The organism is Streptomyces sp. NBC_01431, assembly GCF_036231355.1.
In the GTDB taxonomy this organism is placed as follows: Bacteria; Actinomycetota; Actinomycetes; order Streptomycetales; family Streptomycetaceae; genus Streptomyces.
In genome coordinates this window covers 6930015-6956270 of sequence record NZ_CP109496.1, presented here as the reverse complement: position 1 = coordinate 6956270, position 26256 = coordinate 6930015, and the positions used below count along the sequence as shown (strand labels likewise).

Annotated in this window: 29 protein-coding genes and 1 pseudogene; 17 read left to right on the top strand and 13 right to left on the bottom strand. The window is 71.5% G+C overall.

From position 1 onward, the window contains the following. Positions 1-43: 43 nt before the first annotated feature. From OG522_RS31810 to OG522_RS31770, 9 genes are all read right to left on the bottom strand, one after another. On the bottom strand, positions 44-1567 hold the full coding sequence (locus OG522_RS31810) for an alpha/beta hydrolase (RefSeq protein WP_329467814.1): 1524 nt from the start codon (positions 1565-1567) through the stop codon (positions 44-46). Between the two features lie 166 nt (positions 1568-1733). Beyond that, on the bottom strand, positions 1734-2543 hold the full coding sequence (locus OG522_RS31805; protein WP_329466485.1) for an urease accessory protein UreD: 810 nt from the start codon (positions 2541-2543) through the stop codon (positions 1734-1736). Next, entirely contained in the window at positions 2531-3208 is a 678-nt protein-coding gene (ureG, locus tag OG522_RS31800) for an urease accessory protein UreG (protein WP_329466483.1), read from the bottom strand. The genes OG522_RS31805 and ureG overlap by 13 nt, the downstream gene beginning before the upstream one ends. Positions 3209-3352: 144 nt before the next feature. Then, positions 3353-4027 (bottom strand): urease accessory protein UreF, encoded by a 675-nt coding sequence (locus tag OG522_RS31795; protein ID WP_329466482.1) that lies wholly within the window; start codon positions 4025-4027, stop codon positions 3353-3355. A gap of 14 nt (positions 4028-4041) precedes the next feature. Then, a complete protein-coding gene (locus tag OG522_RS31790) occupies positions 4042-5763 on the bottom strand; it encodes an urease subunit alpha (protein WP_329466481.1) in 1722 nt (573 codons plus the stop codon). After that, positions 5756-6067, bottom strand: coding sequence for an urease subunit beta (locus tag OG522_RS31785; protein ID WP_329466480.1), 312 nt, complete (start codon positions 6065-6067; stop codon positions 5756-5758). The genes OG522_RS31790 and OG522_RS31785 overlap by 8 nt, the downstream gene beginning before the upstream one ends. 13 nt (positions 6068-6080) lie before the next feature. After that, complete coding sequence (locus tag OG522_RS31780) at positions 6081-6383, bottom strand: urease subunit gamma (RefSeq protein WP_329466479.1); 303 nt, start codon at positions 6381-6383, stop codon at positions 6081-6083. A gap of 404 nt (positions 6384-6787) precedes the next feature. Then, positions 6788-7069 carry a type II toxin-antitoxin system Phd/YefM family antitoxin gene (locus tag OG522_RS31775; RefSeq protein WP_329466478.1) on the bottom strand — a complete coding sequence of 94 codons (282 nt, stop codon included), beginning with the start codon at positions 7067-7069 and terminating at the stop codon, positions 6788-6790. Between the two features lie 150 nt (positions 7070-7219). Continuing rightward, on the bottom strand, positions 7220-7915 hold the full coding sequence (locus OG522_RS31770; protein WP_329466477.1) for a lysophospholipid acyltransferase family protein: 696 nt from the start codon (positions 7913-7915) through the stop codon (positions 7220-7222). Between the two features lie 291 nt (positions 7916-8206). Here OG522_RS31770 and OG522_RS31765 point away from each other — a divergent pair, with 291 nt between their 5' ends. The 3 genes from OG522_RS31765 to OG522_RS31755 all read left to right on the top strand — a co-directional run bounded on the left by OG522_RS31765 (position 8207) and on the right by OG522_RS31755 (position 10161). After that, positions 8207-8836 (top strand): ATP-dependent Clp protease proteolytic subunit, encoded by a 630-nt coding sequence (locus OG522_RS31765; RefSeq protein WP_329466476.1) that lies wholly within the window; start codon positions 8207-8209, stop codon positions 8834-8836. Between the two features lie 6 nt (positions 8837-8842). Next, positions 8843-9151, top strand: a complete 309-nt coding sequence (locus tag OG522_RS31760; protein ID WP_329466475.1) for a hypothetical protein — start codon at positions 8843-8845, stop codon at positions 9149-9151. Between the two features lie 524 nt (positions 9152-9675). Further along, complete coding sequence (locus tag OG522_RS31755; RefSeq protein ID WP_329466474.1) at positions 9676-10161, top strand: C40 family peptidase; 486 nt, start codon at positions 9676-9678, stop codon at positions 10159-10161. A gap of 135 nt (positions 10162-10296) precedes the next feature. On the opposite strand, the gene OG522_RS31750 is transcribed toward OG522_RS31755, so the two are convergent. Beyond that, positions 10297-10731 carry an ATP-binding protein gene (locus OG522_RS31750; RefSeq protein ID WP_329466473.1) on the bottom strand — a complete coding sequence of 145 codons (435 nt, stop codon included), beginning with the start codon at positions 10729-10731 and terminating at the stop codon, positions 10297-10299. 243 nt (positions 10732-10974) lie between these two features. On the opposite strand from OG522_RS31750, the pseudogene OG522_RS31745 reads away from it, so the two are divergent. Both OG522_RS31745 and OG522_RS31740 read left to right on the top strand, forming a co-directional pair. Further along, positions 10975-11861, top strand: a pseudogene (locus tag OG522_RS31745) (helix-turn-helix domain-containing protein). After that, complete coding sequence (locus OG522_RS31740) at positions 11862-12083, top strand: DUF397 domain-containing protein (protein WP_329466472.1); 222 nt, start codon at positions 11862-11864, stop codon at positions 12081-12083. 7 nt (positions 12084-12090) lie between these two features. Here the strand turns inward: OG522_RS31740 and OG522_RS31735 are convergent, their stop codons facing one another. Further along, the gene (locus OG522_RS31735; protein WP_329466471.1) at positions 12091-13233 is read right to left on the bottom strand and encodes an 8-amino-7-oxononanoate synthase; all 1143 of its coding nucleotides are present in this window, start codon (positions 13231-13233) and stop codon (positions 12091-12093) included. A gap of 145 nt (positions 13234-13378) precedes the next feature. Here OG522_RS31735 and bioB point away from each other — a divergent pair, with 145 nt between their 5' ends. From bioB to OG522_RS31695, 8 genes are all read left to right on the top strand, one after another. Further along, positions 13379-14602 carry a biotin synthase BioB gene (gene bioB / locus OG522_RS31730; protein WP_329466470.1) on the top strand — a complete coding sequence of 408 codons (1224 nt, stop codon included), beginning with the start codon at positions 13379-13381 and terminating at the stop codon, positions 14600-14602. Then, on the top strand, positions 14595-15884 hold the full coding sequence (locus tag OG522_RS31725; RefSeq protein WP_329466469.1) for an adenosylmethionine--8-amino-7-oxononanoate transaminase: 1290 nt from the start codon (positions 14595-14597) through the stop codon (positions 15882-15884). The genes bioB and OG522_RS31725 overlap by 8 nt, the downstream gene beginning before the upstream one ends. A 1-nt stretch (position 15885) precedes the next feature. Beyond that, positions 15886-16578, top strand: coding sequence for a dethiobiotin synthase (gene bioD, locus OG522_RS31720; protein ID WP_329466468.1), 693 nt, complete (start codon positions 15886-15888; stop codon positions 16576-16578). Then, positions 16578-16940 carry a VOC family protein gene (locus tag OG522_RS31715; protein ID WP_329466467.1) on the top strand — a complete coding sequence of 121 codons (363 nt, stop codon included), beginning with the start codon at positions 16578-16580 and terminating at the stop codon, positions 16938-16940. Before bioD ends, OG522_RS31715 begins: the two co-directional genes overlap by 1 nt. Positions 16941-17001: 61 nt before the next feature. After that, complete coding sequence (locus OG522_RS31710) at positions 17002-17682, top strand: class I SAM-dependent methyltransferase (RefSeq protein ID WP_329466466.1); 681 nt, start codon at positions 17002-17004, stop codon at positions 17680-17682. Positions 17683-17989: 307 nt separating this feature from the next. Then, complete coding sequence (locus tag OG522_RS31705; protein WP_329466465.1) at positions 17990-18412, top strand: GNAT family N-acetyltransferase; 423 nt, start codon at positions 17990-17992, stop codon at positions 18410-18412. 170 nt (positions 18413-18582) lie between these two features. Continuing rightward, a complete protein-coding gene (locus tag OG522_RS31700) occupies positions 18583-19932 on the top strand; it encodes a hemolysin family protein (protein WP_329466464.1) in 1350 nt (449 codons plus the stop codon). Then, a complete protein-coding gene (locus OG522_RS31695) occupies positions 19929-20951 on the top strand; it encodes a hemolysin family protein (protein WP_329466463.1) in 1023 nt (340 codons plus the stop codon). The genes OG522_RS31700 and OG522_RS31695 overlap by 4 nt, the downstream gene beginning before the upstream one ends. Positions 20952-21071: 120 nt before the next feature. On the opposite strand, the gene OG522_RS31690 is transcribed toward OG522_RS31695, so the two are convergent. Then, complete coding sequence (locus tag OG522_RS31690) at positions 21072-21326, bottom strand: holin (RefSeq protein ID WP_329466462.1); 255 nt, start codon at positions 21324-21326, stop codon at positions 21072-21074. 174 nt (positions 21327-21500) lie between these two features. On the opposite strand from OG522_RS31690, the gene OG522_RS31685 reads away from it, so the two are divergent. Continuing rightward, the gene (locus tag OG522_RS31685; RefSeq protein ID WP_329466461.1) at positions 21501-22337 is read left to right on the top strand and encodes an SGNH/GDSL hydrolase family protein; all 837 of its coding nucleotides are present in this window, start codon (positions 21501-21503) and stop codon (positions 22335-22337) included. A gap of 214 nt (positions 22338-22551) precedes the next feature. Here the strand turns inward: OG522_RS31685 and OG522_RS31680 are convergent, their stop codons facing one another. Beyond that, positions 22552-23271 (bottom strand): GNAT family N-acetyltransferase, encoded by a 720-nt coding sequence (locus tag OG522_RS31680; protein ID WP_329466460.1) that lies wholly within the window; start codon positions 23269-23271, stop codon positions 22552-22554. 178 nt (positions 23272-23449) lie between these two features. On the opposite strand from OG522_RS31680, the gene def reads away from it, so the two are divergent. Genes def through mug form a run of 3 tightly spaced genes read left to right on the top strand, consistent with a single transcriptional unit; the run spans position 23450 to position 26200 of the window. Beyond that, the gene (gene def / locus OG522_RS31675; RefSeq protein WP_329466459.1) at positions 23450-24139 is read left to right on the top strand and encodes a peptide deformylase; all 690 of its coding nucleotides are present in this window, start codon (positions 23450-23452) and stop codon (positions 24137-24139) included. 59 nt (positions 24140-24198) lie between these two features. After that, a complete protein-coding gene (purB, locus tag OG522_RS31670) occupies positions 24199-25641 on the top strand; it encodes an adenylosuccinate lyase (RefSeq protein ID WP_329466458.1) in 1443 nt (480 codons plus the stop codon). 10 nt (positions 25642-25651) lie between these two features. Further along, positions 25652-26200, top strand: a complete 549-nt coding sequence (gene mug, locus OG522_RS31665; protein WP_329466457.1) for a G/U mismatch-specific DNA glycosylase — start codon at positions 25652-25654, stop codon at positions 26198-26200. Positions 26201-26256 lie beyond the last annotated feature (56 nt).

The following is a 26256-nucleotide window of genomic DNA, read 5'->3' as shown; positions in this document are numbered from 1 at the left end:
GGCGGCCGGAAGCTCCGGCCGCCCCGCTGGGCTCAACTGGCCGCTACGGCGCGGGCGTCGCGTGCGGGGTGCACGTGAAGTCCGCGCTGTCGGTCTTGCCGGTGAGCAGGTAGTCGTCGACGCGCGAGTTGATGCACGGGTTGACGAGTCCGGTCACACCGTGCGAGCCGGCGCCCTTCTCGATGATGAGGCGCGAGTTCTTGAAGCGCTTGTGCAGCTCGACGGCGCCCTTGAACGGGGTGGCGGCGTCATTGGTGCTCTGCACGATGAGGACCTGCGGCAGGCCGCGGCCCGTCTTGACCTCGACCGGAGTCTGCTGCTTGGCGGGCCAGGTGGCGCACGGCAGGTTCATCCAGGCGTTCGCCCAGGTCATGAACGGGTAGTCCTTGTTCAGCTTGGTGTTGTCGCGGTCCCACTTGCGCCAGCTGGTGGGCCACTTGGCGTCCGCGCACTCGACGGCGGTGTAGACGGCATTGCCGTTCTCCGACGCGATGTTGCCCTTGATGTCCGACATGTCGGGGGCAGCGGCAGCGATGACGGGCTTGCTGTCACCCGCGGCGTAGGCGCTGAGGGCCTTGGCGACCGGCACCCAGTACGAGTCGTAGTACGGGGCCTTCTGGAAGTACCCGATGAGCTCGGCGGGACCGACCTGACCGCCCAGCGGGCTCTTCTTGGCGTCCGCGCGCAGCTTCAGCCACTGGGCCTCGACCTGCGCCCGGGTGGTACCCAGGTGGAAGGTGGCGTCGTACTTCGCGACCCAGTCCTCCCACTGGTTCCAGCGGGCCTGGAAGGCGACGTCCTGCTCCAGGTTGGCCTGGTACCAGATGTTGTCCTGGGCCGGGTTGACGACGCTGTCCACGATCATGCGTCGCACGTGCGACGGGAAGAGGGTGCCGTAGACCGCGCCCAGGTAGGTGCCGTAGGAGACGCCCAGGTAGTTGATCTTCTTCTCCCCGAGGGCGGCGCGGATGACATCCAGGTCGCGGGCGGTGTTCGGGGTGGTCATGTACGGCAGCATCCAGCCGCTGCGCTCCGCGCAGCCGTCCGCGTACTCGGCGGCGAGCTTGCGCTGGGCCCGCTTGTCGGCCTCGCCGGCCGGAACCGGGTCGGGCTTCGGCGCCTTGGCGTACTCCTGCGGGTCGACACAGGAGATCGGCGTCGAGTGGCCCACGCCGCGCGGGTCGAAGCCCACGAAGTCGTACGCCTTCGACGTGTTCGTCCACAGTGGGTTCTTCTTGGTCACCCGGGTCGGGAAGGCCATGCCCGAACCACCGGGGCCGCCCGGGTTGTAGACGAGGGCACCCTGGCGCTCGGCCTTGGTGCCGGTGTTGCCGATGCGGTCCACGGCGAGCTTGATCTGCTTGCCGTTGGGACGGGCGTAGTCGAGCGGGACGCTCACGTAACCGCACTGAATGGGCTTGGCGATGGCCCAGTCGGCGGGGCAGTCCGTCCAGTTGATGCCCTGCTTGGCCGCCCGGTCGGCGGCGACCTGTACGCCACGCGCCTCGGACCAGCCGTGGTCGCGGTTGTCGGCGCTGGCGACCGGAGCCGCTATCGCGCCCACCATCAGCGTGCCCGCGATCAGAGTGCCGGCCGAGCCGAGCACTGCGGTGCGTCTCAAGTGGTACCTCCCCCTGCTGAAGTGCGCTGTCGCTCAACAGCGCACCGTTTGGGCCTGTTGGGGGATCCTTTCGTCTGTGTGCCCGCTGTGCACAGGCCGTACGGGCGTTTCTTTACCGAACCGATAGCCGGTACGAGGTGTTCCGCTGAGCGGTCGCCATGTCGCGGGGTGCCGTGGCGAGGGCCTCGTCGAGTGTGCGGCGCAGCAGCCGGGCGTCCGGGGCGAGCGCGGTCACGAGGAAGGCCGGTCCGGCGAGCGGGGTGAGCACGGCGTGCTCGCCGAGCATCCGGGGTTCGGCGAGCCGGTCGGCGAACTCCGGTTCCACGACGAGCAGTTGGCCCGCCGCCCGATGGCCGCCGAGCACCGCTCCCCCGTCCCAGCCGCCGGGTGCGCCGGGCCCGAAGGCCAGCTCCTGGTCCAGGAGCGGGCGGCCGGCGCGGTACACGGTGAGGCGGCTGGTGAGGGTGCCGGGCGCCTCACCGTGACGGCCGAGCACCTGTTCCTCGCGGAACACCAGGCGGGCGCCGGCCGCGAGGTCGATCCGTGTTCGCATCCGCAGGTCGCTGCCGTGCGCGGAGATGAGCTGCTCGGGCAGCCAGCGCAGTTCGGCGCCCTCGCCGACGGTGAGCCGTACGTCGTAGTGCGCCTGTTCGCCGCCGCGGCCGGGCAGCGCGATGGTGGCGGCCGCCGAGTCCACGGCGAGCCGCGCGCCTGCGCGCGCCTCCGCTTCGAGGGCGATGCGGTCGCCGCCGAGCGGGGCACTCATCGCGCCGATGACGGTGACGCGGTGCCACGGCCCCTTCGCCCGGGTGCGGCGCAGCGCGAGCGGGCCCTCCCCTTCGAGCACGGGCAGGCCTTCGGGGGTGGCGACGATGCGGGCGGTGGCGCGCAGGCCCGTCGCGCCGGCGGTCAGGCCACCCATGCCGCGAGCTGCCCTCGTACCCATCCGGCGACCTCGGCGACCCCGTCCTTGGACCTCAACGACTGGAAGACCACGGGGAGTTCGGCGCGCTGCTCCTTGGCGTCGCGGGCCATCCGGCCGAGGTCGGAGCCGACGTACGGGGCGAGGTCGGTCTTGTTGACGACGAGCAGGTCGGCGGTGGTGACGCCGGGGCCGCCCTTACGCGGGATGTCGTCGCCGCCGGCCACGTCGATGACGAAGATCTGGGCGTCGACCAGACCCTTGGAGAAGGTGGCGGTCAGGTTGTCGCCACCGGACTCGACGAGGATCAGATCGAGCGGCCCGACCGCCTCCTCCAGGTCCTCGACCGCTTCGAGATTGGCGGAGATGTCGTCGCGGATCGCGGTGTGCGGGCAGGCCCCGGTCTCCACGGCCTGGATCCGCTCGGGCGGCAGCACGGCGTTGCGCAGCAGGAAGGCGGCGTCCTCGCGCGTGTAGATGTCGTTGGTGACGACGGCGATGGAGAGCTCGTCGCGCAGGGCCCGGCAGAGCGCGGCGACGGTAGCGGTCTTCCCGGACCCGACGGGCCCCCCGAGCCCGATGCGCAGAGCACGCCGGGTGCCATCGGGACGGCGGGCATCCGCGCTGACGGCGGCGGGGCCTTCGTGGGAGTGGTCGAGGTGCATGGGGGCTCCAGGGAGGGATGGGTTACGCCGTTGGGGGTTCGGTTGGGGTCAACACCGTTGGCCCGTCCGGCGTTCGAGAACGAGCGCCCTTCAGGCGCGATCGGGATCTGGGGGCAGAGCCCCCGGTACGGGGCCGGCGCCCCTCTATGACGCGAACAGCCGCACCGGCCAAGCGGCATGCGCCTGCGCGGAGATGTCCAGCAGCGGGGCAGACGCCGCGGGGAGCGCGTCGAGACCCTCGACCGCCGCCTGAGCGGCGGCGAGCGCGGCATCCCGCGCCACCGAGTCCAGCTCCGGCGCGAGCCGCGCCAGCACGGCCGTCGCGTCGAACGGGTCGAGGCTCAACAGCCGTACGGCCGCCGTCGCCGGGCCGCTGACCGTCTCGTACGCCACGCAGTGCGCCGCGTCCGTCGGCCCGAGCCCGGCCGCGCGCGCGGCGAGACCGAGCACGATCGGCTGGTGGGCGCCGCGCGGGCGGGCCGCGGCCAGCGCGTCGAGCTCGGCGCACGGCCAGGTCGCACGGGCCGCGCGCATCATCTGGCGGCCGAGCTTGCGGGCCGTGGCCCGCAGGGCCGGCGACGGAGTGCGGGCGTCGGCCGCCTCGTCGAGGGCGAGCGGGTCGAGGCCCGCGGCCGCCGCCGCGGCCAGCGCGGCGGCGGTGAGGCCCGCCGTATGCAGTCGGCCCCGGCAGAACTCCGCGAGGTCGGCCGGGTTTTTGATGCGGCCCGCCTTGACGGCCGGTTCGGCCCCGCCCGAGTGGGCGTGGCCACCGGCGGGGAACCGGCCGTCGGCGAGGACGAGCAGTGCTGCGCGACTCATGTGATGACAGCCCGTCAGAAGAGGAAGTACCGCTGGGCCATGGGGAGTTCGGCGGCCGGTGCCGGTTCCACCACGTCGCCGTCGATGGTCACCGTGAAGGTGTCCGGGTCGACCTTGACGTCCGGCAGGGCGTCGTTCTGGCGCATGTCCGCCTTGCCGACCCGGCGGGTGTTCTTGATCGCCACGAACTCCTTGTCCAGACCGAGCCGTTCGGGAAGACCGTCCTCGATGGCCGCCGATGAGACGAAGTTGAACGAGTTGGCCGCGGGCGCCTTGCCGTACGCACCGAACATCGGCCGGGGCAGCACCGGCTGCGGGGTGGGGATCGACGCGTTCGCGTCGCCCATCTGCGCGTACGCGATCTGGCCGCCCTTGATGACGAGCTGCGGCTTGACACCGAAGAACGCGGGGTCCCACAGCACGAGGTCGGCGAGCTTACCGCTCTCGACCGAGCCGATCTCGTGGTCGAGGCCCTGGGCGACGGCCGGGTTGATCGTGTACTTGGCGACATAGCGGCGCACCCGGTGGTTGTCGGCCCGCCCGTCACCGGGCAGCGCGCCGCGGCGCACCTTCATGACGTGCGCGGTCTGCCACGTGCGCAGTACGACCTCGCCGATCCGGCCCATCGCCTGGGAGTCGGAGGAGATGATCGAGATGGCTCCGAGGTCGTGCAGGAAGTCCTCGGCCGCGATGGTCGAGGGCCTGATGCGGGACTCTGCGAAGGAGAGGTCCTCCGGAACCGCCGGGTTCAGGTGGTGACAGACCATCAGCATGTCGAGGTGTTCCTCGATGGTGTTGACGGTGTGCGGCCGGGTCGGGTTGGTGGAGCTGGGCAGCACGTTGGGCTGCGAGACCACGGTGATGATGTCGGGGGCGTGGCCGCCGCCCGCGCCTTCGGTGTGGTACGCGTGGATCGAGCGGCCCGCGATGGCGGCGAGCGTGTCGCCGACGAAGCCCGCCTCGTTCAACGTGTCGGTGTGGATGGCGAGTTGGGCGCCGGTCTCGTCGCAGACGCTCAGGCAGGCGTCGATGACGGCGGGGGTGGCGCCCCAGTCCTCATGGATCTTGAACCCGAGGGCGCCGCCGCGCAGCTGGGAGTACATGGCCTCGCGCGACATGGTGTTGCCCTTGCCGAGCAGACCGATGTTGACGGGCGCGTTCTCCAGGGCGGCGAACATCCGGGCCAGATGCCAGGGGCCCGGCGTGATGGTGGTGGCCTTGGTGCCCTCGGCGGGGCCCGTGCCGCCGCCGACCAGCGTGGTGATGCCGGAGGAGAGCGCCTGGTCGATGAGGGTGGGCGAGATGAAGTGGACGTGGGTGTCGACGGCTCCCGCGGTGAGGATCCTCCCGTTGCCCGCGATGATCTCGGTCTCCGGGCCGATGACGAGCTCCGGGTGGACTCCGTCCATGGTGTCCGGGTTGCCGGCCTTGCCGATGCCCGTGACGCGGCCGTCGCGGATGCCGACGTCCGCCTTGACGATGCCCCAGTGGTCGATGATCACGACGCCGGTGACAACGGTGTCGGGAGCGCCTTCGGCCCGGGTGGTCCGGGCCTGCCCCATGGACTCGCGGATGACCTTGCCACCGCCGAACACGGCCTCGTCGCCCGCGCGGCCGGGTCCGCCCGAGCGGTCCTCCTCGATCTCGACCAGCAGGTCGGTGTCCGCGAGCCGGATGCGGTCACCAGTGGTGGGGCCGAACAGATCGGCGTAGCCGGCACGGTCGAGCTCAGCCATCGAGGGCACCTCCACTTTCGCCGCGCAGGCCCGGGACGATGCGCAGTCCGGCCAGGGGGACGAGTTCCACGTCGACGGGGATTCCGGGTTCGAAGCGGACGGCGGTACCCGCGGCGATGTTGAGCCGCTTGCCCCGGGCAACCGTTCGGTCGAAGTCGAGCCCGGGGTTCGCTTCAGCGAAGTGATAGTGGGAGCCGACCTGGACGGGACGGTCGGCGGCGTTCAGGACGGTCAGCCGCACGGTCGCGCGGCCCTCGTTGAGAACAACGGGTTCGTCGGCGAAGAGGATCTCTCCGGGGATCACGGCAGCGCCCACCTCAGACGATCGGGTCGTGGACGGTGACGAGCTTGGTGCCGTCGGGGAAGGTGGCCTCGACCTGGACGTCGTGGATCATCTCCGGGATGCCCGGCATGACCTCGTCGCGGGAGAGCAACTTCCGTCCCGACGCCATGAGTTCGGCGACGGTGCGGCCGTCGCGGGCGCCTTCGAGGATGTGCGAGGTGATGAGCGCGACCGACTCGGGGTGGTTGAGCTTCACCCCGCGGGCTCTGCGCTTCTCGGCCACATCGGCGGCTACATGGATGAGCAGGCGTTCCTGCTCATGCGGCGTCAGTTGCACGCTTTTCACCTCACACTTGTGCCCTTCCGTTCACGGACAGCCGTGGACGGACCCAGCGAGCGTCTGGGGCGGGGCCGACCGGACCAGGCGCTTCCGCCCGAGCGCAGCGGAACCGTATCCGATTTCAACATCCTGTTGACCGGCCTCTCCCGGCCCCTCGGCCAGGCATTGCACGTTAGAGCGGAAGTTTTTCCGGCGCGTTAACTGGCGCTTTGCGAATGCATGATCTTCGCAACCGAACACTGCCGCGGGCAGGCTCTCCCCGTATACGGACGGGTCCGGCGGCGGGATGACGATGGCCCTGCCAAGGGCCCCGCTCCGAGGGCGGGGCGGGTCGCGGCGAACCTCCGGGGCGGGGTTGCGACGAACCTGTGGGGCGGATCGCGACGGGCCGCGCTCGGGCCTCAGTCGCCGATGCGCGGCCCCCGGTGCTCTGCGGCGATCCCGAAGCGCCGGTTCTCGCCGGGGGCGGCGGTCAGGGGCCGTACGGACGAGACGGAGCTGGCCACGTGCTCGCCCTCCTGCTCCGGCTGACTCTCCAGTTTCTCCAGGTCAGCGGCGGAGACCAGGGCGACGAGCGGCTTCCCGTGGCGCGTCACCACCACGCGCTCACCGCCGTAGACAACGCGGTTGATCAGCTCGGCGAGCTCTGCGCGGGCTTGCGTCACCGGAATCTCGTAGGCCATGCCTCCAGCTTAGACTCCGCCTCCCGCGCCGCCATGGGCCGCACGAATCGGCTGGTGCGCAGGTCAGAGCCCTGCGCACGGTGTGCGAGCCGGTCGGAGCGGCGGCGTGGGCGACAGCCCGGCGCCCCGACCCGGCCCGCGCCTCGCGGATCAGGCGGCGGCCACCTCCGCTTCCCTCATCGTCAGCCTCGCCTCCGCCGCGTACACGTCCACATACTCCTGCTCCGACAGCTTCTGCACCGCGTACATGATCTCGTCGGTCACCGCACGCAGCACGAAGCGCTCGTCCTGCATCCCCGCGTAGCGGGAGAAGTCCAGCGGCTCGCCGAAACGGATGGTGACCGGTACGCGGCGGGGCAGCCGGCGCCCCTTCGGCTGGGCCTCGAACGTGCCGATCATCGCGACCGGAACGACCGGGGCACCGGACCGCAGCGCCATCGCCGCCACCCCCACCTTGCCCTTGTAGAGCCTCCCGTCGTGCGACCGGGTCCCCTCCGGGAACACCCCCAACACGCTTCCGCCGCCCAGCACTTGGAGCGCCGTGTCGATCGCCGCCCGCGCCGCGTCCTTGCCGGAGCGGTCGACCGGGATCTGCCCGAGCGCGCGGAAGAACGCCGCGGTCGCCCGGCCGGTGAGCCCCGGCGCGGTGAAGTACTCCTGCTTGGCCAGGAAGGTCAGCCGGCGCCTGAGCGTCACCCCCAGCAGGAACTGATCGGTGAACGACTGGTGATTCCCCGCGAGGATCACCGCACCGGCCTCCGGCACCCGCCCGGCCCCTTCGACGCGCGGGCGGAACAGCCACCGCAGCAGCGGCAGCAGCACGAGGCGGAATGCGTAATAGAACACTTCAGTGAGCCCTCTCCCCAGGTGACCCCCGCGCCGACGCACGCTAGGCCACCCCCGGGGATCACCGGGAGAGCGCCTATTGAGCCAGCGCGCCGCGCCGCTGGCGGGAATCGGAGACCGGCCCCCGACGCCCCCGCTTACGGCCGCCCGCTCGCGCCTGCCGCGCCCGCTGCGTGCCCGCCCCGGGCGCTCGCTCGCCGAGAGCGAAACCCACCGGCACTCTTCTGTACGTCCTGTACATTTTTTACATCCGGTCGAGGATCCGGCCATCCGGTCGAGGAGAGGTACGCCATGACCCACCGCCCTGCCGCCCGCTACGTCCTGCCCGAGTTCTCGGAGCGCACCTCCTCCGGGGTGCGCACGCTCGATCCGTACTCCAAGCTCTTCGAGGAGCGGATCGTCTTCCTCGGCACCCCGGTCGACGACGCTTGCGCCAACGATGTGATGGCCCAGTTCATGCACCTGGAGCACGCCGATCCCGATCGGGACATCTCGCTCTACATCAACTCCCCCGGCGGCTCGCTCACCGCGATGACCGCGATCCACGACACGATGCGGTTCGTCACCTGCGACGTGCAGACCTTCTGCCTGGGCCAGGTGAGCTCGGTCGCCGCGGTGCTGCTCGCGGCCGGCACGCCCGGCAAGCGCCTGGTGCAGCCCGCTTCCCGGGTGCTCCTCCAGCAGCCCGCGATGGAGGAGCCGCTGCGCGGCCAGCCGTCCGACCTGGAGATCCAGGCCGCCGAACTGCTGAGGGGGCGCACGCTCGTGACCGAGCTGCTCGCCCGGTACACGGGGCGTACGGCCGCGCAGGTGGCCGCCGACATCGAGCGGGACGTGGTCTTCGACGCCGCGGGCGCCGTGGCGTACGGGCTCGCCGACCAGGTGATCGAAAACCGCAAGACGTCGCTGCGCGGCAGGTGAACGGCCGTGCTGCCACCGGAACTTCCACCGCTTCCCGCGCTGACGCGGGCCGAGGCCGAGTTCATCGACAGCTACCTCGAAGTGGTCGATCTCCTCGGCCGCATCAATCCCGCGCACGGTCATGACACCTACAGCGCGCTGCGGGCCGCGCAGGCCCTGACCGGCCGGGCGGCGGCGCTGAAGGACGCGCTCACGCTGATGCATCTGCGCGGCGAGGCGCGGATTCACGCCCGGACGCTGACCCGCGCCCTGCGGGTACTGGACGGCGAGCGGCGCGCCGGGCGGCTCACGGTGCCGCCGCAGAGCACCGGTTGAGGGACTCCCGACACCGCTGCGCCTCCCAACACGCCGACACGACCGGCGAAACGATCCAGACGGGCTACCCCCGTTCGGCTCATCAGCGGCTGAAACCGCTGCCCCTTATGAGTTGCTTACAGAGCCCGCGCACAGTGCTGAATCGTTCCTTCCGTCGCTGGTAGACGGCTCGTCGACCCTCCGTCCGGGGAAGCGAACCACTCATGTCCGCCCGGACCGGCCAGTCGTGAGCACCCTGACGGAAAGCCGTTTTGTCACAGAAATATGACAGTAGGTGCGTGAAGATCCCTGGGACGACAAGCCCCCGCCACCCCGGCGGGGCGGTCCGGGCGGACGCCGAGTCCTGCCGCCGCTCCGGACGACTGGTCGACAGGAGTGGACCGGCAGGAGTGGAGGACCCAGGTACTTCGGGACGGCCGATCGCCGGTTGTCCCTCGGGGTGAAGCCGTTCAGGCGGCCGGGCGTCTTCGCCGGCCCGAACCCGACAGGTCATCCTTCGCAGGCGGTTTGACGAAGGGTTGCGCATGACCGCGCAGACATATGTCCCGTCACATGTCCCGGCTGTGCTGCTCCGTCTCGGCACCGTCACGGCCCTCACGCTCGCCGTGGTGGGGGGAAGCCTACTGGCGCCCGGCGCCACGCCCGACGCGATGGCCGCGGCCATCGCCGCCAAGGCGCTCCACGTGGCCGAGTCGAAGAAGGGATCGCCCTATCAGTACGGGGCCGCGGGACCACACCGTTTCGACTGCTCGGGGCTGACGCTCTACTCGTTCAAGCAGGCGGGCCGCAAGCTGCCCCGCTCCGCCCAGCAGCAGTACAACAGCTCCCGGCATGTCGGCGCCTCTGCCCGCAAGGCCGGAGACCTGGTGTTCTTCCATTCCGGAGGACACGTGTACCACGTGGGGATCTACGCCGGGGACGGAAAGATCTGGCACTCCCCCAAGACCGGCGCGGTGGTCCGTCTCGAACGGATCTGGAGCCACCGCGTCTGGTACGGGCGGGTGGGCTGAGCTCGGGCCCGCCGCCGGGCGGCGGTCCGGCCGACGGCCTGCCAACCAGGCCGTCCCGATGCGCGCGCCCACGCACCGGGACGGCCCGCGCGCCCCCGGAGCGGCTCCGGGGGCGGGTGGTGAGCCATGGGCCCACTAGCCGCTCTGCACCGCCGCCGCCCATGGCAGGGCGATCCAGACCGTCTTGCCGCCGTCCGCGGTGGGAGCGACCGAGAGCCGGCCGCCGCACTCGGCCGCGAGCCAGCGGATGATCACCATGCCCCGGCCGTTGTCCTGCTGGACCGCGGCGGGCAATCGTTTCGGCCAGCGCGGATGACTGTCGGTCACCCCGACCCGCAGTTCCTCCGCGCGTTCCAGCTGGACGTCCACGGTGAAGGTGGGTGACTGGCCGAAGGTGTGCTGCACGGCGTTGGTGGCGAGCTCGGAGACGATGAGCCGTACCGTGTCGGCGGTCTCGGCATCGGTGGGCAGACCCCAATCGGTGAGAACCTCGGCGACGTAGCGCCGTGCCGCGGAGACCGAGGCGGGTTCGCTCGGCAGAGTGACTGATTCTTCGAGATGGTCTGCCATGGCGACGCTGTCCCTTTCCCACCCGGGCCGGCTCTACGACTCCTTGGCGGATGAGCGCTCACGGAGACGACGGTGGCCTCGGATTGTGCTTCGCGCCAGAGTGGCACTCATCGTGCCGGTCTCGGGTGCGATCCACCAAGATACGCATATATCTGTCGCTCAAAGCAGTGAACTCTGCGACGGCAGCGCGTATTTGGGCTCACACTTACCCATCGCCGAAGACGCCGGAGGCGAGGGAGAACCATGTGGCACGGACCGGCGGTGCACCGCCCAAACTCGGCGAGGAACTGCGCGGACTGCGCGACCGACGAGGTCTGACGAGCGGGCAGGCCGCCCGTCTGGTCGGCTGGCACCAGTCGAAGGTGAGCCGGATCGAGACCGGCCGCAGCGGCGTGAAGCCCGCGGACGTGATCCGGCTGCTCGACGCGTACGAGGTGCGGGACGCCCGACTACGCGTGCTCCTGGGGGCGTTGGCCGATTCGGCGGACGACGCCGGGCAGCACTGGGCGCGCGCGTACGGGGGTCTGCTGCCGCCGCAGTACCGCGACTTCATCAGCCTGGAGTCGCGGGCGCGCACGGCGCGCACGCTGGAGACGTCGGTGGTGCCGGGGCTGCTGCAAACCCCCGCGTACGCGCGGGCGGTGACCCGGGCCTCGCTCGGCTCCCTGCCGCCGGACAAGGTGGACTCGCTGGTGGAGGTGCGGCTGGCCCGCCAGGAGGTGCTGCGGGGAGATCCGCCGCTCGCCCTCAACGCGGTGCTCGACGAGGGGGTGCTGCGGCGCCAGGTGGGCGGTCCGGCCGCCATGCGCGGTCAGTTACGGCACCTACTGGAGGCGGCCGCGTGGCCGCACGTCCGGTTGCAGGTCATTCCGTTCCAGTACGGCGGCTATGTCGGACTCACCGGCCCTTTCATTATCTTTTCGTCTCCGGACATTTCAGATCTGGATGTGGTCGTTCTCGACCACTTGACGAGTAGCCTCTATCTCGAACGGAGAGAAGACCTTGAGGCGTACATCGCCGCGTTCCAGACCGTTCAGTCGCTCGCACTCTCCTGCGAGGACTCGTTGGATCTCATCGCCCGGACAGCCCGGCAAGCCCCGGGCCGCTCCGGGGCGAGTGGGGAGGCATGAATGTCCGCACGCCCTGCGCACGTTCCTTCCAGTACATCCCTCAACGGAGCCCGGTGGCAGCGCAGTAGCCGCAGCGTGGGCATGAACAACTGCGTCGAGACGGCGGGGCTCAAGGGCGAGCTCCTTGCCGTGCGCGACTCCCAGCGGATCGAGGGGCCCGCGCTGCTCTTCGGCGTACAGGCCTGGCACCGCTTCATCTCGGCACTCCAAGACGCTAGCTGACAGGCCGTCAGCTGGTGGGCGCGGTCCGCAGGATCGTGCCCACCGCCGTGTCGATCTGCTGCTCCGTCAGATCCGCGCGCGCGGTCAGCCGGATGCGCGAGATGCCGTCCGGGACCGACGGCGGCCGGAAGCAGCCGACCACGAGCCCGGCGGCACGGCAGTCGGCCGCCCACGCGACGGCCGCCTCCGGCGAGGGGGCCCGCACCGAGACCACCGCGGCGTCGGGGCGTACCGCGTGGTGCCCCGCGTCGGTGAGCCGCCGGTGCAGTTCGCCCGCCACGGCGCGGGCCCGGCCGGCGCGTTCCGGTTCCGCGCTCAGCAGCCGCAGGGCCGCGAGCGCCCCGCCGACCGACGCGGGTGCGAGCCCGGTGTCGAAGATGAAGGTGCGGGCCGCGTTCACCAGGTGCCGGATGACCCGGGCGGGGCCGAGGACCGCGCCGCCCTGGCTGCCGAGCGACTTCGACAAGGTGACGGTGGCGACCACGTCGTCGGCTCCGGCCAGTCGAGCCGCGTACAGTGCGCCGCGGCCGCCCTCGCCGAGCACTCCGAGACCGTGGGCGTCGTCCACGACCAGCGCGGCACCGAACTCGCGGCAGACGGCGGCCAGTTGGGTCAGCGGGGCGGCGTCTCCGTCCACCGAGAACACCGAGTCCGATACCACGAGCCCCCCTGCGCCATGGGTGTCCAGTGCCTTGCGCACCGCCTCCGGGTCGGTGTGCGCGACGACCTCCGTGTGGGCCCGTGCGAGGCGGCAGCCGTCGACGATGGAGGCGTGGTTACCGGCGTCGGAGACGATCAGCGAACCGTGGGGACCCAGCGCGGTGAGCGCGGCCAGGTTCGCCGCGTACCCCGAGGAGAAGACGAGGGCGGCCTCGAAACCGCAGAACTCGGCCACTTCGCGCTCCAGCTCCGCGTGCAGCGCGGTGGTGCCGGTGACCAGACGGGAACCGGTGGCGCCGGCGCCCCAGCGGTGGGCCGCTTCGGCCGCGCCCGCGGTGACCGCGGGGTGGCGGGTGAGCCCCAGGTAGTCGTTGCTCGCCAGGTCCAGGAGATCCTGGTCGGCGGCGCGCGGCCGGAGCGTACGGACCAGACCGGCGCGCTCGCGGCGCTCCGATTCCACATCGATCCAGTCGAACGGCGCTCGGGGCATGGTGGAGTCCCTTTTTGTAGGCTGCCCACAGACCCTAGCCAAAGCCAAGCCGGGTCAGGGTGTGGCGATACACACACCTCAAACCACCTGTGTTGTGGGATCCCTACCTTGGCCTCAGGCGGTTCGGTAGGCGAAGATCGGCGCCATGGACCTGCTGAACACGCTGGTGGACAAGGGGTTGCGGCGCGAACTGCCGACCCGCGAAGAGGCTCTCGCCGTGCTGGCGACCTCCGACGACGAACTGCTCGATGTGGTGGCCGCGGCCGGCCGGGTGCGCCGGCAGTGGTTCGGGCGGCGGGTGAAGCTCAACTACCTGGTCAATCTGAAGTCGGGCCTGTGCCCCGAGGACTGTTCGTACTGCTCCCAGCGGCTCGGTTCCAAGGCCGACATCCTGAAGTACACCTGGCTCAAGCCCGACGAGGCGTCGAAGGCGGCCGCCGCCGGCGTCGCGGGCGGCGCGAAGCGGGTCTGCCTGGTGGCCAGCGGCCGTGGCCCCACGGACCGTGACATCGCCCGGGTCTCCGAGACGATCGAGACGATCAAGGAGCAGAACGAGGGCGTCGAGGTCTGCGCCTGCCTCGGTCTGCTCTCCGACGGCCAGGCCGAGCGGCTGCGCGCGGCCGGGGCCGACGCGTACAACCACAACCTCAACACGTCCGAGGGGACGTACGGGGACATCACGACCACGCACACCTATCAGGACCGCGTGGACACGGTGACCAAGGCGCACGACGCCGGTCTGTCCGCCTGTTCCGGTCTGATCGCGGGCATGGGCGAGTCCGACGAGGACCTGGTCGACGTGGTGTTCGCGCTCCGCGCGCTGGATCCCGACTCGGTGCCGGTGAACTTCCTCATTCCGTTCGAGGGAACCCCGCTGGCCAAGGAGTGGAACCTCACTCCGCAGCGCTGCCTGCGCATCCTGGCGATGACCCGGTTCGTCTGCCCCGACGTCGAGGTACGGCTCGCGGGCGGCCGCGAGGTTCATCTGCGCTCGATGCAGCCGCTCGCGCTGCACCTGGTCAACTCGATCTTCCTGGGCGACTACCTGACCAGTGAGGGTCAGGCCGGCCAGGCCGACCTCGACATGATCGCGGACGCCGGGTTCGAGGTGGAGGGGGCGGGCACCACCACCCTGCCCGAGCACCGCGCCGACGCGATCGCCGCCGCGGGCTGCGGTTCGGCCCCGGCCGGCGCGGGCTGCGGTTCGCACGCCGAGAGCGCCTGCGGGTCCCACGCGGGCGGCGGCTGCGGCCCCTGCGGCGAGAGCGCCTCCGCGGCGCCCGAGCAGGCGCCCGCGGACCAGGCGCGCACCGATCTCGTGGCCGTGCGCCGCCGGGGCGCGGGGACGGATCTCGCCCCCAATGCCTGACCACTCCCCCGCACACCTGCTCGACCTGGACCGCCGGCACGTCTGGCATCCGTACGGCCCGATGCCCAACCGGCAGGAGCAACTGCTGGTCGAATCAGCGTCGGGCGTCCGGCTGCGGCTGGCCGAACCGGCTTACGGGCAGCGTGAGTTGATCGACGGCATGTCGTCGTGGTGGTCGGCCGTGCACGGCTACAACCACCCGGTGCTCAACGAGGCGGCGCGCGGCCAGCTCGACCGGATGAGCCACGTCATGTTCGGCGGCCTCACCCACGAGCCCGCCGTCCGCCTCGCCGCCCGGTTGGTCGAGATCACCCCCGATCCGCTCCAGCACGTGTTCCTCAGCGACTCGGGTTCGGTCGCGGTCGAGGTCGCCGTGAAGATGTGCCTGCAGTACTGGCGCTCGGTCGGACAGCCGCGTAAGCAGCGGCTGATGACCTGGCGCGGCGGGTACCACGGCGACACCTGGCAGCCGATGTCGGTGTGCGATCCGGACGGCGGCATGCACGAGCTGTGGCAGGGCGCACTGCCCCGCCAGTTGTTCGTGGGTCCGCCGCCGGTGGAGTTCGAGGAGTCCTACGCCCGGGAGCTGCGCGAGACGATCGCACGGCACTCCGGCGAGCTGGCCGCGGTGATCGTGGAGCCGGTGGTACAGGGTGCGGGCGGCATGCGCTTCCACTCGCCCGACTACCTGCGGGTGCTGCGCGAGGCCTGCGACGAGCACGGTGTACTGCTCGTCTTCGACGAGATCGCCAGCGGTTTCGGCCGCACCGGCGCGCTGTTCGCGGCTGATCACGCGGCGCTCTCGCCGGACGTCATGTGTGTCGGCAAGGCGCTGACCGGCGGCTATCTGTCGATGGCCGCGACGCTGTGCACGACCCGGGTCGCCGAGGGCATCTCGTCGGGCGACGTCCCGGTGCTCGCGCACGGCCCGACGTTCATGGGCAATCCGCTGGCCGCCGCGGTGGCCCTCGCCTCGATCGACCTGCTGCTCGGCCAGGACTGGCAGGGCGAGGTCAAGCGCCTGGAGACCGGACTGCGCGAGGGGCTCGACCCGGCCCGCTCCATCGAGGGCGTACGGGATGTCCGGGTGCGCGGTGCCATTGGCGTCGTCCAGCTGGACCACGAGGTGGACATGGCGGCGGCGACCGGGGCCGCGGTCCGCGAGGGCGTGTGGCTGCGGCCGTTCCGGGATCTGGTGTACACGATGCCGCCCTATGTGACGGGCGACGACGATCTGGCGCGCATCTGCCGTGCGGTGTGCGCTGCGGCGCGGGAGGGCTGAGATGACGGTTCTGTTCGTGAGCGGTACGAGCACCGAGATCGGCAAGACGATCACCACGGCGGCGATCGCCGCCCTCGCGCTCGCCGGTGGCCGTTCGGTGGCCGTGCTCAAACCGGCCCAGACCGGGGTGGCGCCGGGTGAGCCCGGCGATGTCTTCGAGGTGCGCCGACTCGCGGGCGAGGCGGTGACCGGGGTCGAACTGGCCCGGTTCCCCGAGCCGTTGGCGCCGAACACCGCGGCCCGTCGGGCGTCGATGGTGCCCGTGGGGCCCGAGCAGACCGCCGAGGCGGCGGCGAAACTGGCCACCGAGCACGATCTGGTCCTGGTCGAGGGGGCGGGCGGCCTCCTGGTCCGCTTCGACGACGCGGGCGGCACCCTCGCGGACGCGGCCCGGCTGCTTCAGGCGCCCGTCCTGGTGGTGACGCCCGCCGGACTGGGCACACTCAACTCGACGTCCCTGACCGGCGAGGCCCTCAGGTCCCGCGGTATCGAGTTCACCGGGGTCGTCGTGGGCAGTTGGCCGACCGAACCGGATCTGGCCTCGCGGTGCAATCTCGCGGACCTTCCGGAGTCGGCCGGTGCACCATTGCTTGGCACCGTGCCCGAGGGCGCCGGACGGCTGGCGCCCGCCGACTTCCGTACCCGAGCGGCCAGCTGGCTCGCCCCGGCGCTCGGCGGTGTTTGGAGCATCTGATGGCTGTGTTACGGGCCCGCCTCGGGCAGCTCGTCGTGGACTGCGCCGACCCGGCCCGGCTGGCCCGGTTCTGGTCCGGGGTGCTCGGCGGACGGCCGGTGGTCCGGGACTCCTCCTGGGCGTACGTCGATCCGCCGGGCGCCCCGCGCCTCGCATTCCAGCGCGTGCCGGAGGAGAAGGCGGGCAAGAACCGGCTGCACCTGGACCTCTCGGTCGAGGACGTGCGCCGGGCGCGGGCCGCGGCCGTGCGGCGCGGTGCGGCGGCCGTGGGCGAGCAGGTGACCGACGCCCAGGGTGCCTTCCAGGTGATGCGCGATCCCGAAGGCAATGAGTTCTGCTTCGTGGAGTCCGCGGACGGGTGAGGACTCCACGGGTGGGGACAATGGCGGTAATCGGCTGCCCGCCCGGCTCAGGAGGTCCGACATGGCGCAGCGCACGAAGATCGCCCCGGATGCCGTGCACCACCCCCTCTTCGCGCGCTTCTACGCGCGGTTCAGCGTGGCGGCCGACGACCGAGCCGGAATCGCCGCGTACCGCGGTGAGCTCCTCGACGGGCTCTCGGGGCGTGTCATCGAGGTCGGCGCGGGCAACGGGCTCAACTTCGCCCACTATCCGGCCGCCGTCTCCGAAGTGGTGGCCATCGAACCGGAGCGCACACTGCGGCAGTTGGCGGTCCGCTCGGCGCTCCGGGCCGAGGTGCCGGTCGATGTCGTGCCCGGTGCGGCGGAGGCGCTCCCGGTCAAGAGCGAGGCCTTCGACGCGGCGGTCGCCTCGCTGGTGCTGTGTTCGGTGCGGGACCTGCCCCGGGCGCTCAGTGAGATCCGCCGGGTCCTGCGTCCGGGCGGTGAGCTGCGGTTCTTCGAGCACGGCCGGGCCGAGGGGCGGGCCCTGGCGGCGGTGCAGCGCGGGGTGGACCGCACGGTGTGGCCGAGGCTGTTCGGGGGCTGCCACACCGCGCGCGATCCGATCGGCGCGATCGAGGCCGCGGGCTTCGAGATCGTGGGTTACCGCCATCTGCGGGTGCCCGCGAGCGGCGTCTGGACCCCGCCCTCCCCCTGCGTCCTCGGGACGGCACGGCGACCCGCGCTGGGCCCGGACGAGTAGGCTTCCGCACCCCCGGCGACGGCGACCGGGTCCACGGCGACGTCCGGCCTCCGCCTCCCGGGTCCTCGGGATGGCGCAGCGACCCCGCTCGGCCCGTCCTTCCGCGCCCCCGCCCACCGCGACCGGTCCCGGCGACGGCGCTCACACGGCCTCTATTCGCTTAAGCCGTACGAGAGTTGGAAAGGCGATGACGTCGGGCTGCCCCGGTCGGCCGAGCGCCACAGCGGCACAGCGGCACAGCGGCACAGCGGCACAGCGGCACGCAAACCGTTCGCCAGATGCTCCGGTGCTCTGCTTGGCTCGCCCCATGAGTGATCTCGACATCCGCTGCGCCACCCCAACGGACATCGACACCGCGCTGCGGTTCTGGCGCGAAGCCGCTGAGGGAACGAGCATCAGCGACGACCGGGACGGGGTGGCCCGCCTCGTCGACCGGGACCCCGAAGCCCTGATTCTGGCGGAGCGCGACGGCGTCCTCGTCGGAACCGTCATAGCCGGGTTCGACGGCTGGCGCTGCCATCTGTACCGCCTCGCCGTCCACCCCGGCCACCGCCGCCAGGGCATCGCGGCGGCGCTGCTCGACGCGGCCGAGGAGCGCTTCGTACGCCTCGGCGGACGCCGCGTCGACGCCATGGTCCTCGTCCGCAACGAGCTCGCCCACCACGCCTGGCACGCCGCCGGGTACGGTCCCCAGGAACAGTGGCGCCGCTGGGTGAAGCCGCTCGGCTGAGCGGACACCCCAGCGCCCTTTGCCACTGCTTTACCATGGGGGCATCGCATTGTCCCCTTGACTGAAAGGTGTGAGCGTCCGCCCATGGGCGAGCCTCCCAGTACCAGTACCGCCGCGCGACACCGCGCGCCCCGCCTCCCCCTGGCCGATCATGGGACGGAGGTGACCCGATGACCGAAGTGCTCCTGCTCCTGGTGGCCGTGCTGCTCTCGCTGGTGTGCGGTGTGTTCGTGGCAGCCGAGTTCTCCCTCACCACCTCGGAGCGCAGCGACCTGGAGCGCGCGGTCGAGCGCGGCGAACGGGGCGCCTCCAGCGCGCTGAAGGCCGTCCGAAGCCTCACCTTCCAGTTGTCCGGCGCCCAGCTCGGCATCACCGTCACCGGCCTGGTCATCGGCATGATCGCCAAGCCGTCGATCGCCAGGCTGCTGAGCGGCCCGCTGGAAGGGCTGGGGCTGTCCGCGTCGGCCGCGAGCTCGGTGGCCCTGGTCCTCGGCATGGTGATCTCGACCGTGTTCCTGATGGTCGTAGGCGAACTGGTCCCCAAGAACTGGGCGATCTCCTCGCCGCTCGCCGTGGCGAAGGTCGTCGCGACCCCGCAGCGCGTGTTCAGTGCGGCCTTCCGCCCGCTGATCAGCCACCTCAACGAGTCGGCCAATCACCTGGTGCGCCGTTTCGGTCTGGAGCCCGCCGAGGAGCTGGCCTCCGCGCGCAGCCCCCAGGAACTGGTGGCGCTCGCCCGTCACTCGGCCAAGGCGGGCGCGCTGGAGCCGGACACCGCGGAACTGTTCGTCAGGACGCTCAACCTCGCCGAGCTCAACGCCCAGAACGTGATGACTCCCCGCGTGCAGGTGACCGCGCTCGACATCCAGGCCACCGCCGAGGACGTCGCCAACGCGACCCGCGCCACCGGCCTGTCCCGCTTCCCCGTCTACCGGGGCAGCCTCGACTCGGTCGTCGGCATAGCGCACATCAAGGACGTCCTCGCCGTCCCGGCCGAGCGCAGACGCCGACATCCGGTGACCTCGCTGCTGCGCGAGCCCCTGCTCGTCCCCGAGACGCTCACTGTGGACCGGCTTCTCGACCAGCTGTACGGGAAGCGCACCATGGCCGTCGTCATTGACGAGTACGGCGGAACCGCGGGCGTCGTGACGCTGGAGGACATCGTCGAGGAGGTGGTCGGCGAGGTGCGCGATGAGCACGACCCGCACGAGACCCCCGACCTCGCGCCCGCCGGGCACGACACCGACGGCCGCACCCTCTACTCCGCGGACGGCGCCGCCCGCGACGACCAGCTCGCCACCATCGGGCTGCGGGTGCCACACGGCCCCTACGAGACCCTCGCGGGTCTGATCGCCACCGAGCTGGGACGCATCCCCAGGGTCGGCGACCGCGTGGAGCTGGGCGGCTGGCGGATGGACGTGGTCGACGCGAGGGGGCGGCGCGCGGCCCGCGTGCTGCTGCACGCGCCCCTTGACGCCGAGGGCGACGAAGGCGACGAGGACCAGGGAGCCCGCCGGTGATCGCGATCCAGATTCTGATCGGCCTGGCGACCCTGGTCGTCAACGCCTTCTTCGTCGGCGCCGAGTTCGCGCTGATCTCCGTACGCCGCAGTCAGATCGAACCTTTCGCCGAGGACGGGAACCGCCGGGCCCGCAGCGTTGTTTGGGGCCTCGAACACCTCTCGGCCCTGATGGCGGCGGCGCAGCTCGGCATCACCCTGTGCACCCTGGTGCTCGGTGTGGTGGCCGAACCGGCCATCGCGCACCTGGTCGAGCCGGTCTTCGACGCGGTGGGCATGCCGACCGGACTCGTCCACCCCGTGTCCTTCGTGCTCGCCCTCGCGGTCGCGACGTATCTGCACATGCTGCTCGGCGAGATGGTGCCGAAGAACATCGCGCTGGCCGAACCGGTGCGGACCGCGCTGCTGCTCGGTCCGCCGCTGGTGACGCTGGCGCGGACGCTGCGCCCGGTGATCTTCGCGGTCAACACCTTCGCCAACACTCTTCTGAAGCTGCTCAGGGTGGATGCCAAGAGCGAGGTCGCGGCCACGTTCACGGACGACGAGCTGGCCCGCCTGGTCACTGACGCGGGCCATGCCGGGCTGCTCGACGACCGTGCGGCCGAGCGTCTGCACGACGCCCTTGAGCTGGGCCGCCGCCCGGTGCGGGACGTGGTGATGCCGCTGGACAAGGTGGTGCGCGCCGAGGTCGGCACGACCCCGGCGGAACTGGAGCGGCTCTCCGCCGGCTCCGGGTTCTCCCGCTTCCCCGTCGTGGACGAGGCCAGCGGCATCCTGGGCTATCTGCACGTCAAGGACGCGCTCGACGCGGCGCCGCGGGATGTGGCGTTCCCGGTCGCGGCCCTGCGGCCGATCGCCCGGGTCCGCGACGCAACCCCGCTGGACGACGTGCTGACCGCGATGCGCCGCAGCCGTACCCACCTGGCGGCGGTGCTGGACGAGGACGGCAAACTGGCGGGCCTGGTGACCATGGAGGACGTACTGCGGGAGCTGGTGGGCCAGCCAGGGTCCGCGGTGTAGCGCCGGAGCCGGGCCGGGTGGCTGCGGGCCGGTGCGGGGGGCGGGCCCGGCTGTCTGCGGTCTGGCGTCGGGGGCGGCCAGGTGGCTGCGGTCGGGTGTCGGAGGGCGGGCCGGGTTTGTTCAGGGGGCGGGCTTGGCCGGGTGCGGCGGGTTCGTGGTCTCGGTGAGGCCGGGGCCCGACTGCCCCAGCTGGCCCGTCCCGACCGCCATCAGGACGGCCAGTACCGCGGCCAGGCCCGCGGTCGCGAAGGCCGCGGTCCACCGCACGTCGAAGAGGTTGGTCGCGCCGGCGGTCAGCACGGCGGCCAGTGCCTGGGCGAAGGTACGGATGGCACGCTCGGCGGTGGCCTTCCAGAAGGCCGCGGTGAACAACATCGCACGCTCGCTCTCTCGCGGGGCCGACGCCGGCCGCGGAACGAAAACTTGACGTGTTCCCGGCATACCGCGAAACGGTCCGTTCGGACAGGTCCCGTGCGCGGCCGGTCCGACCGGAGCGGGATCCCGCCACCCGAGCAGCAGCTGCATACCGCGCGGTACGATCGCTCCGCCATGGAGATGAATGCCACCTACACCAGTTTCGCCGCGATCGGTGACTCCTTCACCGAAGGCATGTCCGACCTGCTCCCCGACGGGTCCTACCGGGGCTGGGCCGATGTGCTGGCCACCCGCCTCGCCGCCCGAACCCCCGGCTTCCGCTACGCGAACCTCGCAGTCCGCGGCAAGCTGATCGGGCAGATCGTCGAGGAGCAGGTGGCCGCGGCGGCCGCGCTCCGCCCGGACGTCGTCACCCTGGTCGGCGGCCTCAACGACACGCTGCGGCCCAAGTGCGACATGGGCCGCGTCCGCGGGCTCCTGACGGACGCGGTCGAGCAGCTGGCCCCCTCCTGCAAACGGCTCGTCCTGATGCGCAGCCCCGGGCGGAACGGCCCGGTGATGGAACGGTTCCGGCCCCGCATGGAGGAACTCTTCTCGTACGTCGACGAACTCGCCGCCCGGCACGGCGCGTTGGTGGTCGACCTGTACGGCGCCCCGGTCCTCGGCGACCAGCGGCTCTGGGACGTGGACCGGCTGCATCTCACGGCGGAGGGGCACCGCAGGGTGGCCGAAGCGGTCTGGCAGACCCTCGGCCACGACCCCGAGGACGACTGGCGGACGCCACTGCCGCCCGCCGTCCAGCCCGGCTGGAGCGCGCGGCGAAGCGCCGACCTGCGCTTCGCCCGGCAGCATCTGGTGCCGTGGATAGGGCGCCGGATCACCGGAAAGTCCTCGGGCGACGGCCGGAGCGGGGCCCACTTCAACGCGTCGAAGAGCCAGGCGTTCTGGGTCACACCGCCGGCCGGGACGGCGCCGGGTCCGGTATCGGACTGGATCCGCGTGGACGGCTGACCGCCTGACCGCCCGACCTGGCAATGGCCGGGATGGCGGGGCCGTTGCGTCGGGGCGTCGGGGCGTCGGGGCGTCGGGGCGTCGGGGCGTCGGGGCGTCGGGGCGTCGGGGCGTCGGGGCGTCGGGGCGTCGGGGCGTCGGGGCGTCGGGGCGTCGGGGCGTCGGGGCGTCGGGGCAGGGTACGGGGGCCAGCACGTGGGGTGTGGGGCGCCCGCTATCCGGCGCTGTGCTCCGGCACCCGGGCAGCGAGGAACCGGGTCGTGCGGCGGAGCCGGAAGCCGAGCGACTCGTAGAGGCTGATCGCGCCTGTATTGGCGGCGGCGGTGTGCAGGAACGGTGTTTCGCCCCGCTCCCTGATGCCCGCGGCAACCGCGCGGACCAGGCGGGAACCGAGACCCTGACCACGGAACGCGGCATCGGTGCAGACCGCGCTGATCTCGGTCCAGCCCGGCGGGTGCAGGCGCTCGCCGGCCATCGCGATCAGCTCCCCACCGCGGCGGATGCCCAGGTAGGTGCCGAGCTCGACGGTACGGGGCAGGAACGGGCCCGGCCGGGTGCGCTCCACGAGCGCGAGCATCTCGGGCACATCGTCCGCGCCGAGCCGCACCGCCTCCTCGTCGGGCCGGGCGTCCACCGCCTCGTCGACCAGTTGCACACCCTCCATATCGAACGTCACCTCCCAGCCCTCGGGCAGCGCGACCCGTACTCCGGGCAACGCCACCTCCGCGCCGGGCCCGGCGAGTGCGGCCAGATCAGCCCAGTCGGTGGCGTCCGGATCCGCGGGCAGGCCGAGCCAGGGCGACACATCGGTCTGATAGCGCAGCACCCGGCCGCGACCCTCGGCGAACCGGGCGTGCGCACCGGTCAGCGAGTCGTACGCGGGATTGTCCAGCGGATGCGCCGGGATCCCGGTGCGGACGGACGCGTGAGGCATGGTCTCCTCGTCTTCCTGGAGCGGTATCGGGCAACACCGGACCGTCGGCGGCTGCCGACCACGTCCCTCAAGGGAAAGATCTGATTCCGGTCGTACATTCCCGCCAGACCCGATTGTTGACAGAGGCGACATGACCCCGAGGGACGCATGACGTGATCGTTCTTGGCATGCTGTGCGCATGGCGTCCCCTCAGCTGTCCGACCTCATCGACGAACTCCTCTCCGGTTCCGGCCCGTTGCCGATCGTCTCCGCAGGAGACCCCGTGCTGCGCCGTCCCGCCGAGCCGGTGGACGACCGGCTCGACCATCGGCGGCTCGGCCGGCTGATCGAGGCGATGCGCGAGACGATGCACGCCGCGCCGGGCGTCGGCCTCGCCGCGCCGCAGGTCGGCCTCCCCCTGCGACTCGCGGTCATTGAGGACGCGGCGGAGGTGTCGGATGAGGTCAGGCAGGTGCGGGGCCGTGTCCCGCAGCCGTTCCGGGTGCTGGTCAATCCGTCGTACGAGGCCGTCGGGTCGGACCGGGCCGCGTTCTTCGAGGGCTGCCTGAGCGTGCCCGGCTGGGGAGCGGTCGTGGCCCGCCACGAGAAGGTGCGGCTCCGCGCGCTCGACGAGCACGGCCGCGAGGTGGACGAGGTGTTCACCGGTTGGCCCGCCCGCATCGTGCAGCACGAGACCGACCACCTCGACGGCACCCTGTACCTGGACCTGGCGGAGCTGCGCTCGCTGTCCTCGCGAGAGGCGATGACCGAACGCTGGGCCCAGCCCACCCCGGCTGCGGCGGCCGAAGCCCTGGGCTTCGACCTGGGAGCGGCACACTCGGACTCCCGCCCGCCCACGCCGTCCGGCGGGCCGCACGCCCACTCGTAGCAAGGCACAAACCGGGGTGGGGCGCTGGCCTGCAGAAATCGCCAGTAGACTCTCGACATGTGACTGCTGTGTCTGCGAAGCCTCGCATCCCCAACGTTCTGGCCGGCCGCTACGCCTCCGCGGAGCTTGCCGTCCTCTGGTCCCCCGAGCAGAAGGTCAAGCTGGAGCGCCAGCTGTGGCTCGCCGTGCTGCGTGCCCAGAAGGACCTGGGGATCGAGGTGCCCGAGGCCGCACTCGCCGACTACGAGCGCGTCATCGACCAGGTCGACCTCGCCTCCATCGCGGAGCGCGAGAAGGTCACCCGGCACGATGTGAAGGCTCGCATCGAGGAGTTCAACGCGCTCGCCGGGCACGAGCAGGTCCACAAGGGCATGACCTCCCGCGACCTGACCGAGAACGTCGAGCAGCTCCAGATCCGGCTGTCCCTTGAGCTGATGCGCGATCGCACGGTGGCCGTGCTTGCCCGTCTCGGCAAGCTGTCCGGCGAGTACGCCGAGCTGGTCATGGCCGGGCGCTCGCACAACGTGGCCGCGCAGGCCACGACCCTGGGCAAGCGTTTCGCGACCGCCGCCGACGAACTGCTCGTGGCGTACGGGCGCCTGGAGGACCTCCTCGCCCGCTACCCGCTGCGCGGGATCAAGGGCCCGGTCGGCACCGCTCAGGACATGCTGGACCTGCTGGGAGGCGACGCCTCGAAGCTGGCTGACCTGGAGCAGCGCATCGCGGGCCACCTCGGCTTCGCGCAGGCCTTCACCTCCGTCGGCCAGGTCTACCCGCGCTCCCTCGACTACGACGTGGTGACCGCCCTTGTGCAGCTGGCCGCCGCGCCGTCCTCGGTCGCCAAGACGATCCGGCTGATGGCCGGGCACGAGCTGGTCACCGAGGGCTTCAAGCCCGGCCAGGTCGGCTCCTCCGCGATGCCGCACAAGATGAACACCCGCTCCTGCGAGCGCGTCAACGGCCTGATGGTGATCCTGCGCGGCTATGCGTCGATGACCGGCGAGCTGGCCGGCGACCAGTGGAACGAGGGCGACGTCTCCTGCTCGGTGGTGCGCCGGGTCGCCCTGCCGGACGCGTTCTTCGCCTTCGACGGACTCCTCGAAACCTTCCTGACGGTCCTCGACGAGTTCGGCGCCTTCCCTGCCGTCGTCGCCCGTGAGCTGGACCGCTACCTGCCCTTCCTGGCCACGACGAAGGTCCTGATGGCTGCCGTCCGCGCCGGGGTCGGCCGGGAGGCCGCGCACGAGGTCATCAAGGAGCACGCGGTCGCCTCCGCGCTCGCCATGCGCGAGCAGGGTGCCGAACGCAATGAGCTTCTCGACAAGCTGGCCGCCGACGAGCGTATGCCGCTCGACCGGGCTCAGCTCGACGCGCTGATGGCCGACAAGCTGTCCTTCACCGGCGCGGCCGGCGACCAGGTCACCGCGGTGCTCTCCCGTATCGAGGAGATCGTCAAGCAGCATCCGGCGGCCGCCGGTTACGCCCCCGGTTCGATCCTGTGATCCTGCTCCCATGCTGACTCCCGAGGAACTCCAGGCCGCCCGCGACACCGTCATTCCCGACGTGATCACGGGCGGCCTGTCCGTGCTGTTCTGTGGCATCAACCCCGGTCTGATGTCGGGCGCCACGGGCCACCACTTCGCCCGCCCCGGCAACCGGTTCTGGCCGGTACTTCATCTGTCCCGTTTCACCCCGAGGCAGTTGAAGCCCTCGGAGCAGTACGAGCTCCTTTCGTACGGTCTCGGCATCACCAATGTGGTTGCGCGGGCCACCGCTCGCGCCGACGAGATAGACGCCGAGGAGTTCCGCGAGGGCGGGCGCCTGCTGACCGCGAAGGTGGAGCGGCTGCGACCGCGTTGGCTGGCCGTCGTGGGAGTGACGGCATACCGTACGGCGTTCGGCGACCGCCGGGCCCAGATCGGCCCGCAGGAGCACATGATCGGCTCCACCAGGGTGTGGGCGCTGCCCAACCCCAGTGGTCTCAACGCCCATTGGACCGCACGGACCATGGCTGACGAGTACGCCCGCCTACGCCTCGCGGCGCAGGCCCCCGTCGATTAGGGCCGTCGCGCCTGTTGGGCGCCCGGCACCCAGGGTCTTCCCCCTCCGGTGGCGTC

What these genes read in the sequence shown, in the direction of transcription:
- OG522_RS31810 (WP_329467814.1), bottom strand. Translation starts at nt 1,567, where the DNA reads ATGGTGGGCGCGATAGCGGCTCCGGTCGCCAGCGCCGACAACCGCGAC.
- OG522_RS31805 (WP_329466485.1), bottom strand. Translation starts at nt 2,543, where the DNA reads ATGGGTGGCCTGACCGCCGGCGCGACGGGCCTGCGCGCCACCGCCCGC.
- ureG (WP_329466483.1), bottom strand. Translation starts at nt 3,208, where the DNA reads ATGCACCTCGACCACTCCCACGAAGGCCCCGCCGCCGTCAGCGCGGAT.
- OG522_RS31795 (WP_329466482.1), bottom strand. Translation starts at nt 4,027, where the DNA reads ATGAGTCGCGCAGCACTGCTCGTCCTCGCCGACGGCCGGTTCCCCGCC.
- OG522_RS31790 (WP_329466481.1), bottom strand. Translation starts at nt 5,763, where the DNA reads ATGGCTGAGCTCGACCGTGCCGGCTACGCCGATCTGTTCGGCCCCACC.
- OG522_RS31775 (WP_329466478.1), bottom strand. Translation starts at nt 7,069, where the DNA reads ATGGCCTACGAGATTCCGGTGACGCAAGCCCGCGCAGAGCTCGCCGAG.
- OG522_RS31765 (WP_329466476.1), top strand. Translation starts at nt 8,207, where the DNA reads ATGACCCACCGCCCTGCCGCCCGCTACGTCCTGCCCGAGTTCTCGGAG.
- OG522_RS31755 (WP_329466474.1), top strand. Translation starts at nt 9,676, where the DNA reads ATGACCGCGCAGACATATGTCCCGTCACATGTCCCGGCTGTGCTGCTC.
- OG522_RS31750 (WP_329466473.1), bottom strand. Translation starts at nt 10,731, where the DNA reads ATGGCAGACCATCTCGAAGAATCAGTCACTCTGCCGAGCGAACCCGCC.
- OG522_RS31740 (WP_329466472.1), top strand. Translation starts at nt 11,862, where the DNA reads ATGTCCGCACGCCCTGCGCACGTTCCTTCCAGTACATCCCTCAACGGA.
- OG522_RS31735 (WP_329466471.1), bottom strand. Translation starts at nt 13,233, where the DNA reads ATGCCCCGAGCGCCGTTCGACTGGATCGATGTGGAATCGGAGCGCCGC.
- bioB (WP_329466470.1), top strand. Translation starts at nt 13,379, where the DNA reads ATGGACCTGCTGAACACGCTGGTGGACAAGGGGTTGCGGCGCGAACTG.
- OG522_RS31725 (WP_329466469.1), top strand. Translation starts at nt 14,595, where the DNA reads ATGCCTGACCACTCCCCCGCACACCTGCTCGACCTGGACCGCCGGCAC.
- bioD (WP_329466468.1), top strand. Translation starts at nt 15,886, where the DNA reads ATGACGGTTCTGTTCGTGAGCGGTACGAGCACCGAGATCGGCAAGACG.
- OG522_RS31715 (WP_329466467.1), top strand. Translation starts at nt 16,578, where the DNA reads ATGGCTGTGTTACGGGCCCGCCTCGGGCAGCTCGTCGTGGACTGCGCC.
- OG522_RS31710 (WP_329466466.1), top strand. Translation starts at nt 17,002, where the DNA reads ATGGCGCAGCGCACGAAGATCGCCCCGGATGCCGTGCACCACCCCCTC.
- OG522_RS31705 (WP_329466465.1), top strand. Translation starts at nt 17,990, where the DNA reads ATGAGTGATCTCGACATCCGCTGCGCCACCCCAACGGACATCGACACC.
- OG522_RS31700 (WP_329466464.1), top strand. Translation starts at nt 18,583, where the DNA reads ATGACCGAAGTGCTCCTGCTCCTGGTGGCCGTGCTGCTCTCGCTGGTG.
- OG522_RS31690 (WP_329466462.1), bottom strand. Translation starts at nt 21,326, where the DNA reads ATGTTGTTCACCGCGGCCTTCTGGAAGGCCACCGCCGAGCGTGCCATC.
- OG522_RS31685 (WP_329466461.1), top strand. Translation starts at nt 21,501, where the DNA reads ATGGAGATGAATGCCACCTACACCAGTTTCGCCGCGATCGGTGACTCC.
- OG522_RS31680 (WP_329466460.1), bottom strand. Translation starts at nt 23,271, where the DNA reads ATGCCTCACGCGTCCGTCCGCACCGGGATCCCGGCGCATCCGCTGGAC.
- def (WP_329466459.1), top strand. Translation starts at nt 23,450, where the DNA reads ATGGCGTCCCCTCAGCTGTCCGACCTCATCGACGAACTCCTCTCCGGT.
- mug (WP_329466457.1), top strand. Translation starts at nt 25,652, where the DNA reads ATGCTGACTCCCGAGGAACTCCAGGCCGCCCGCGACACCGTCATTCCC.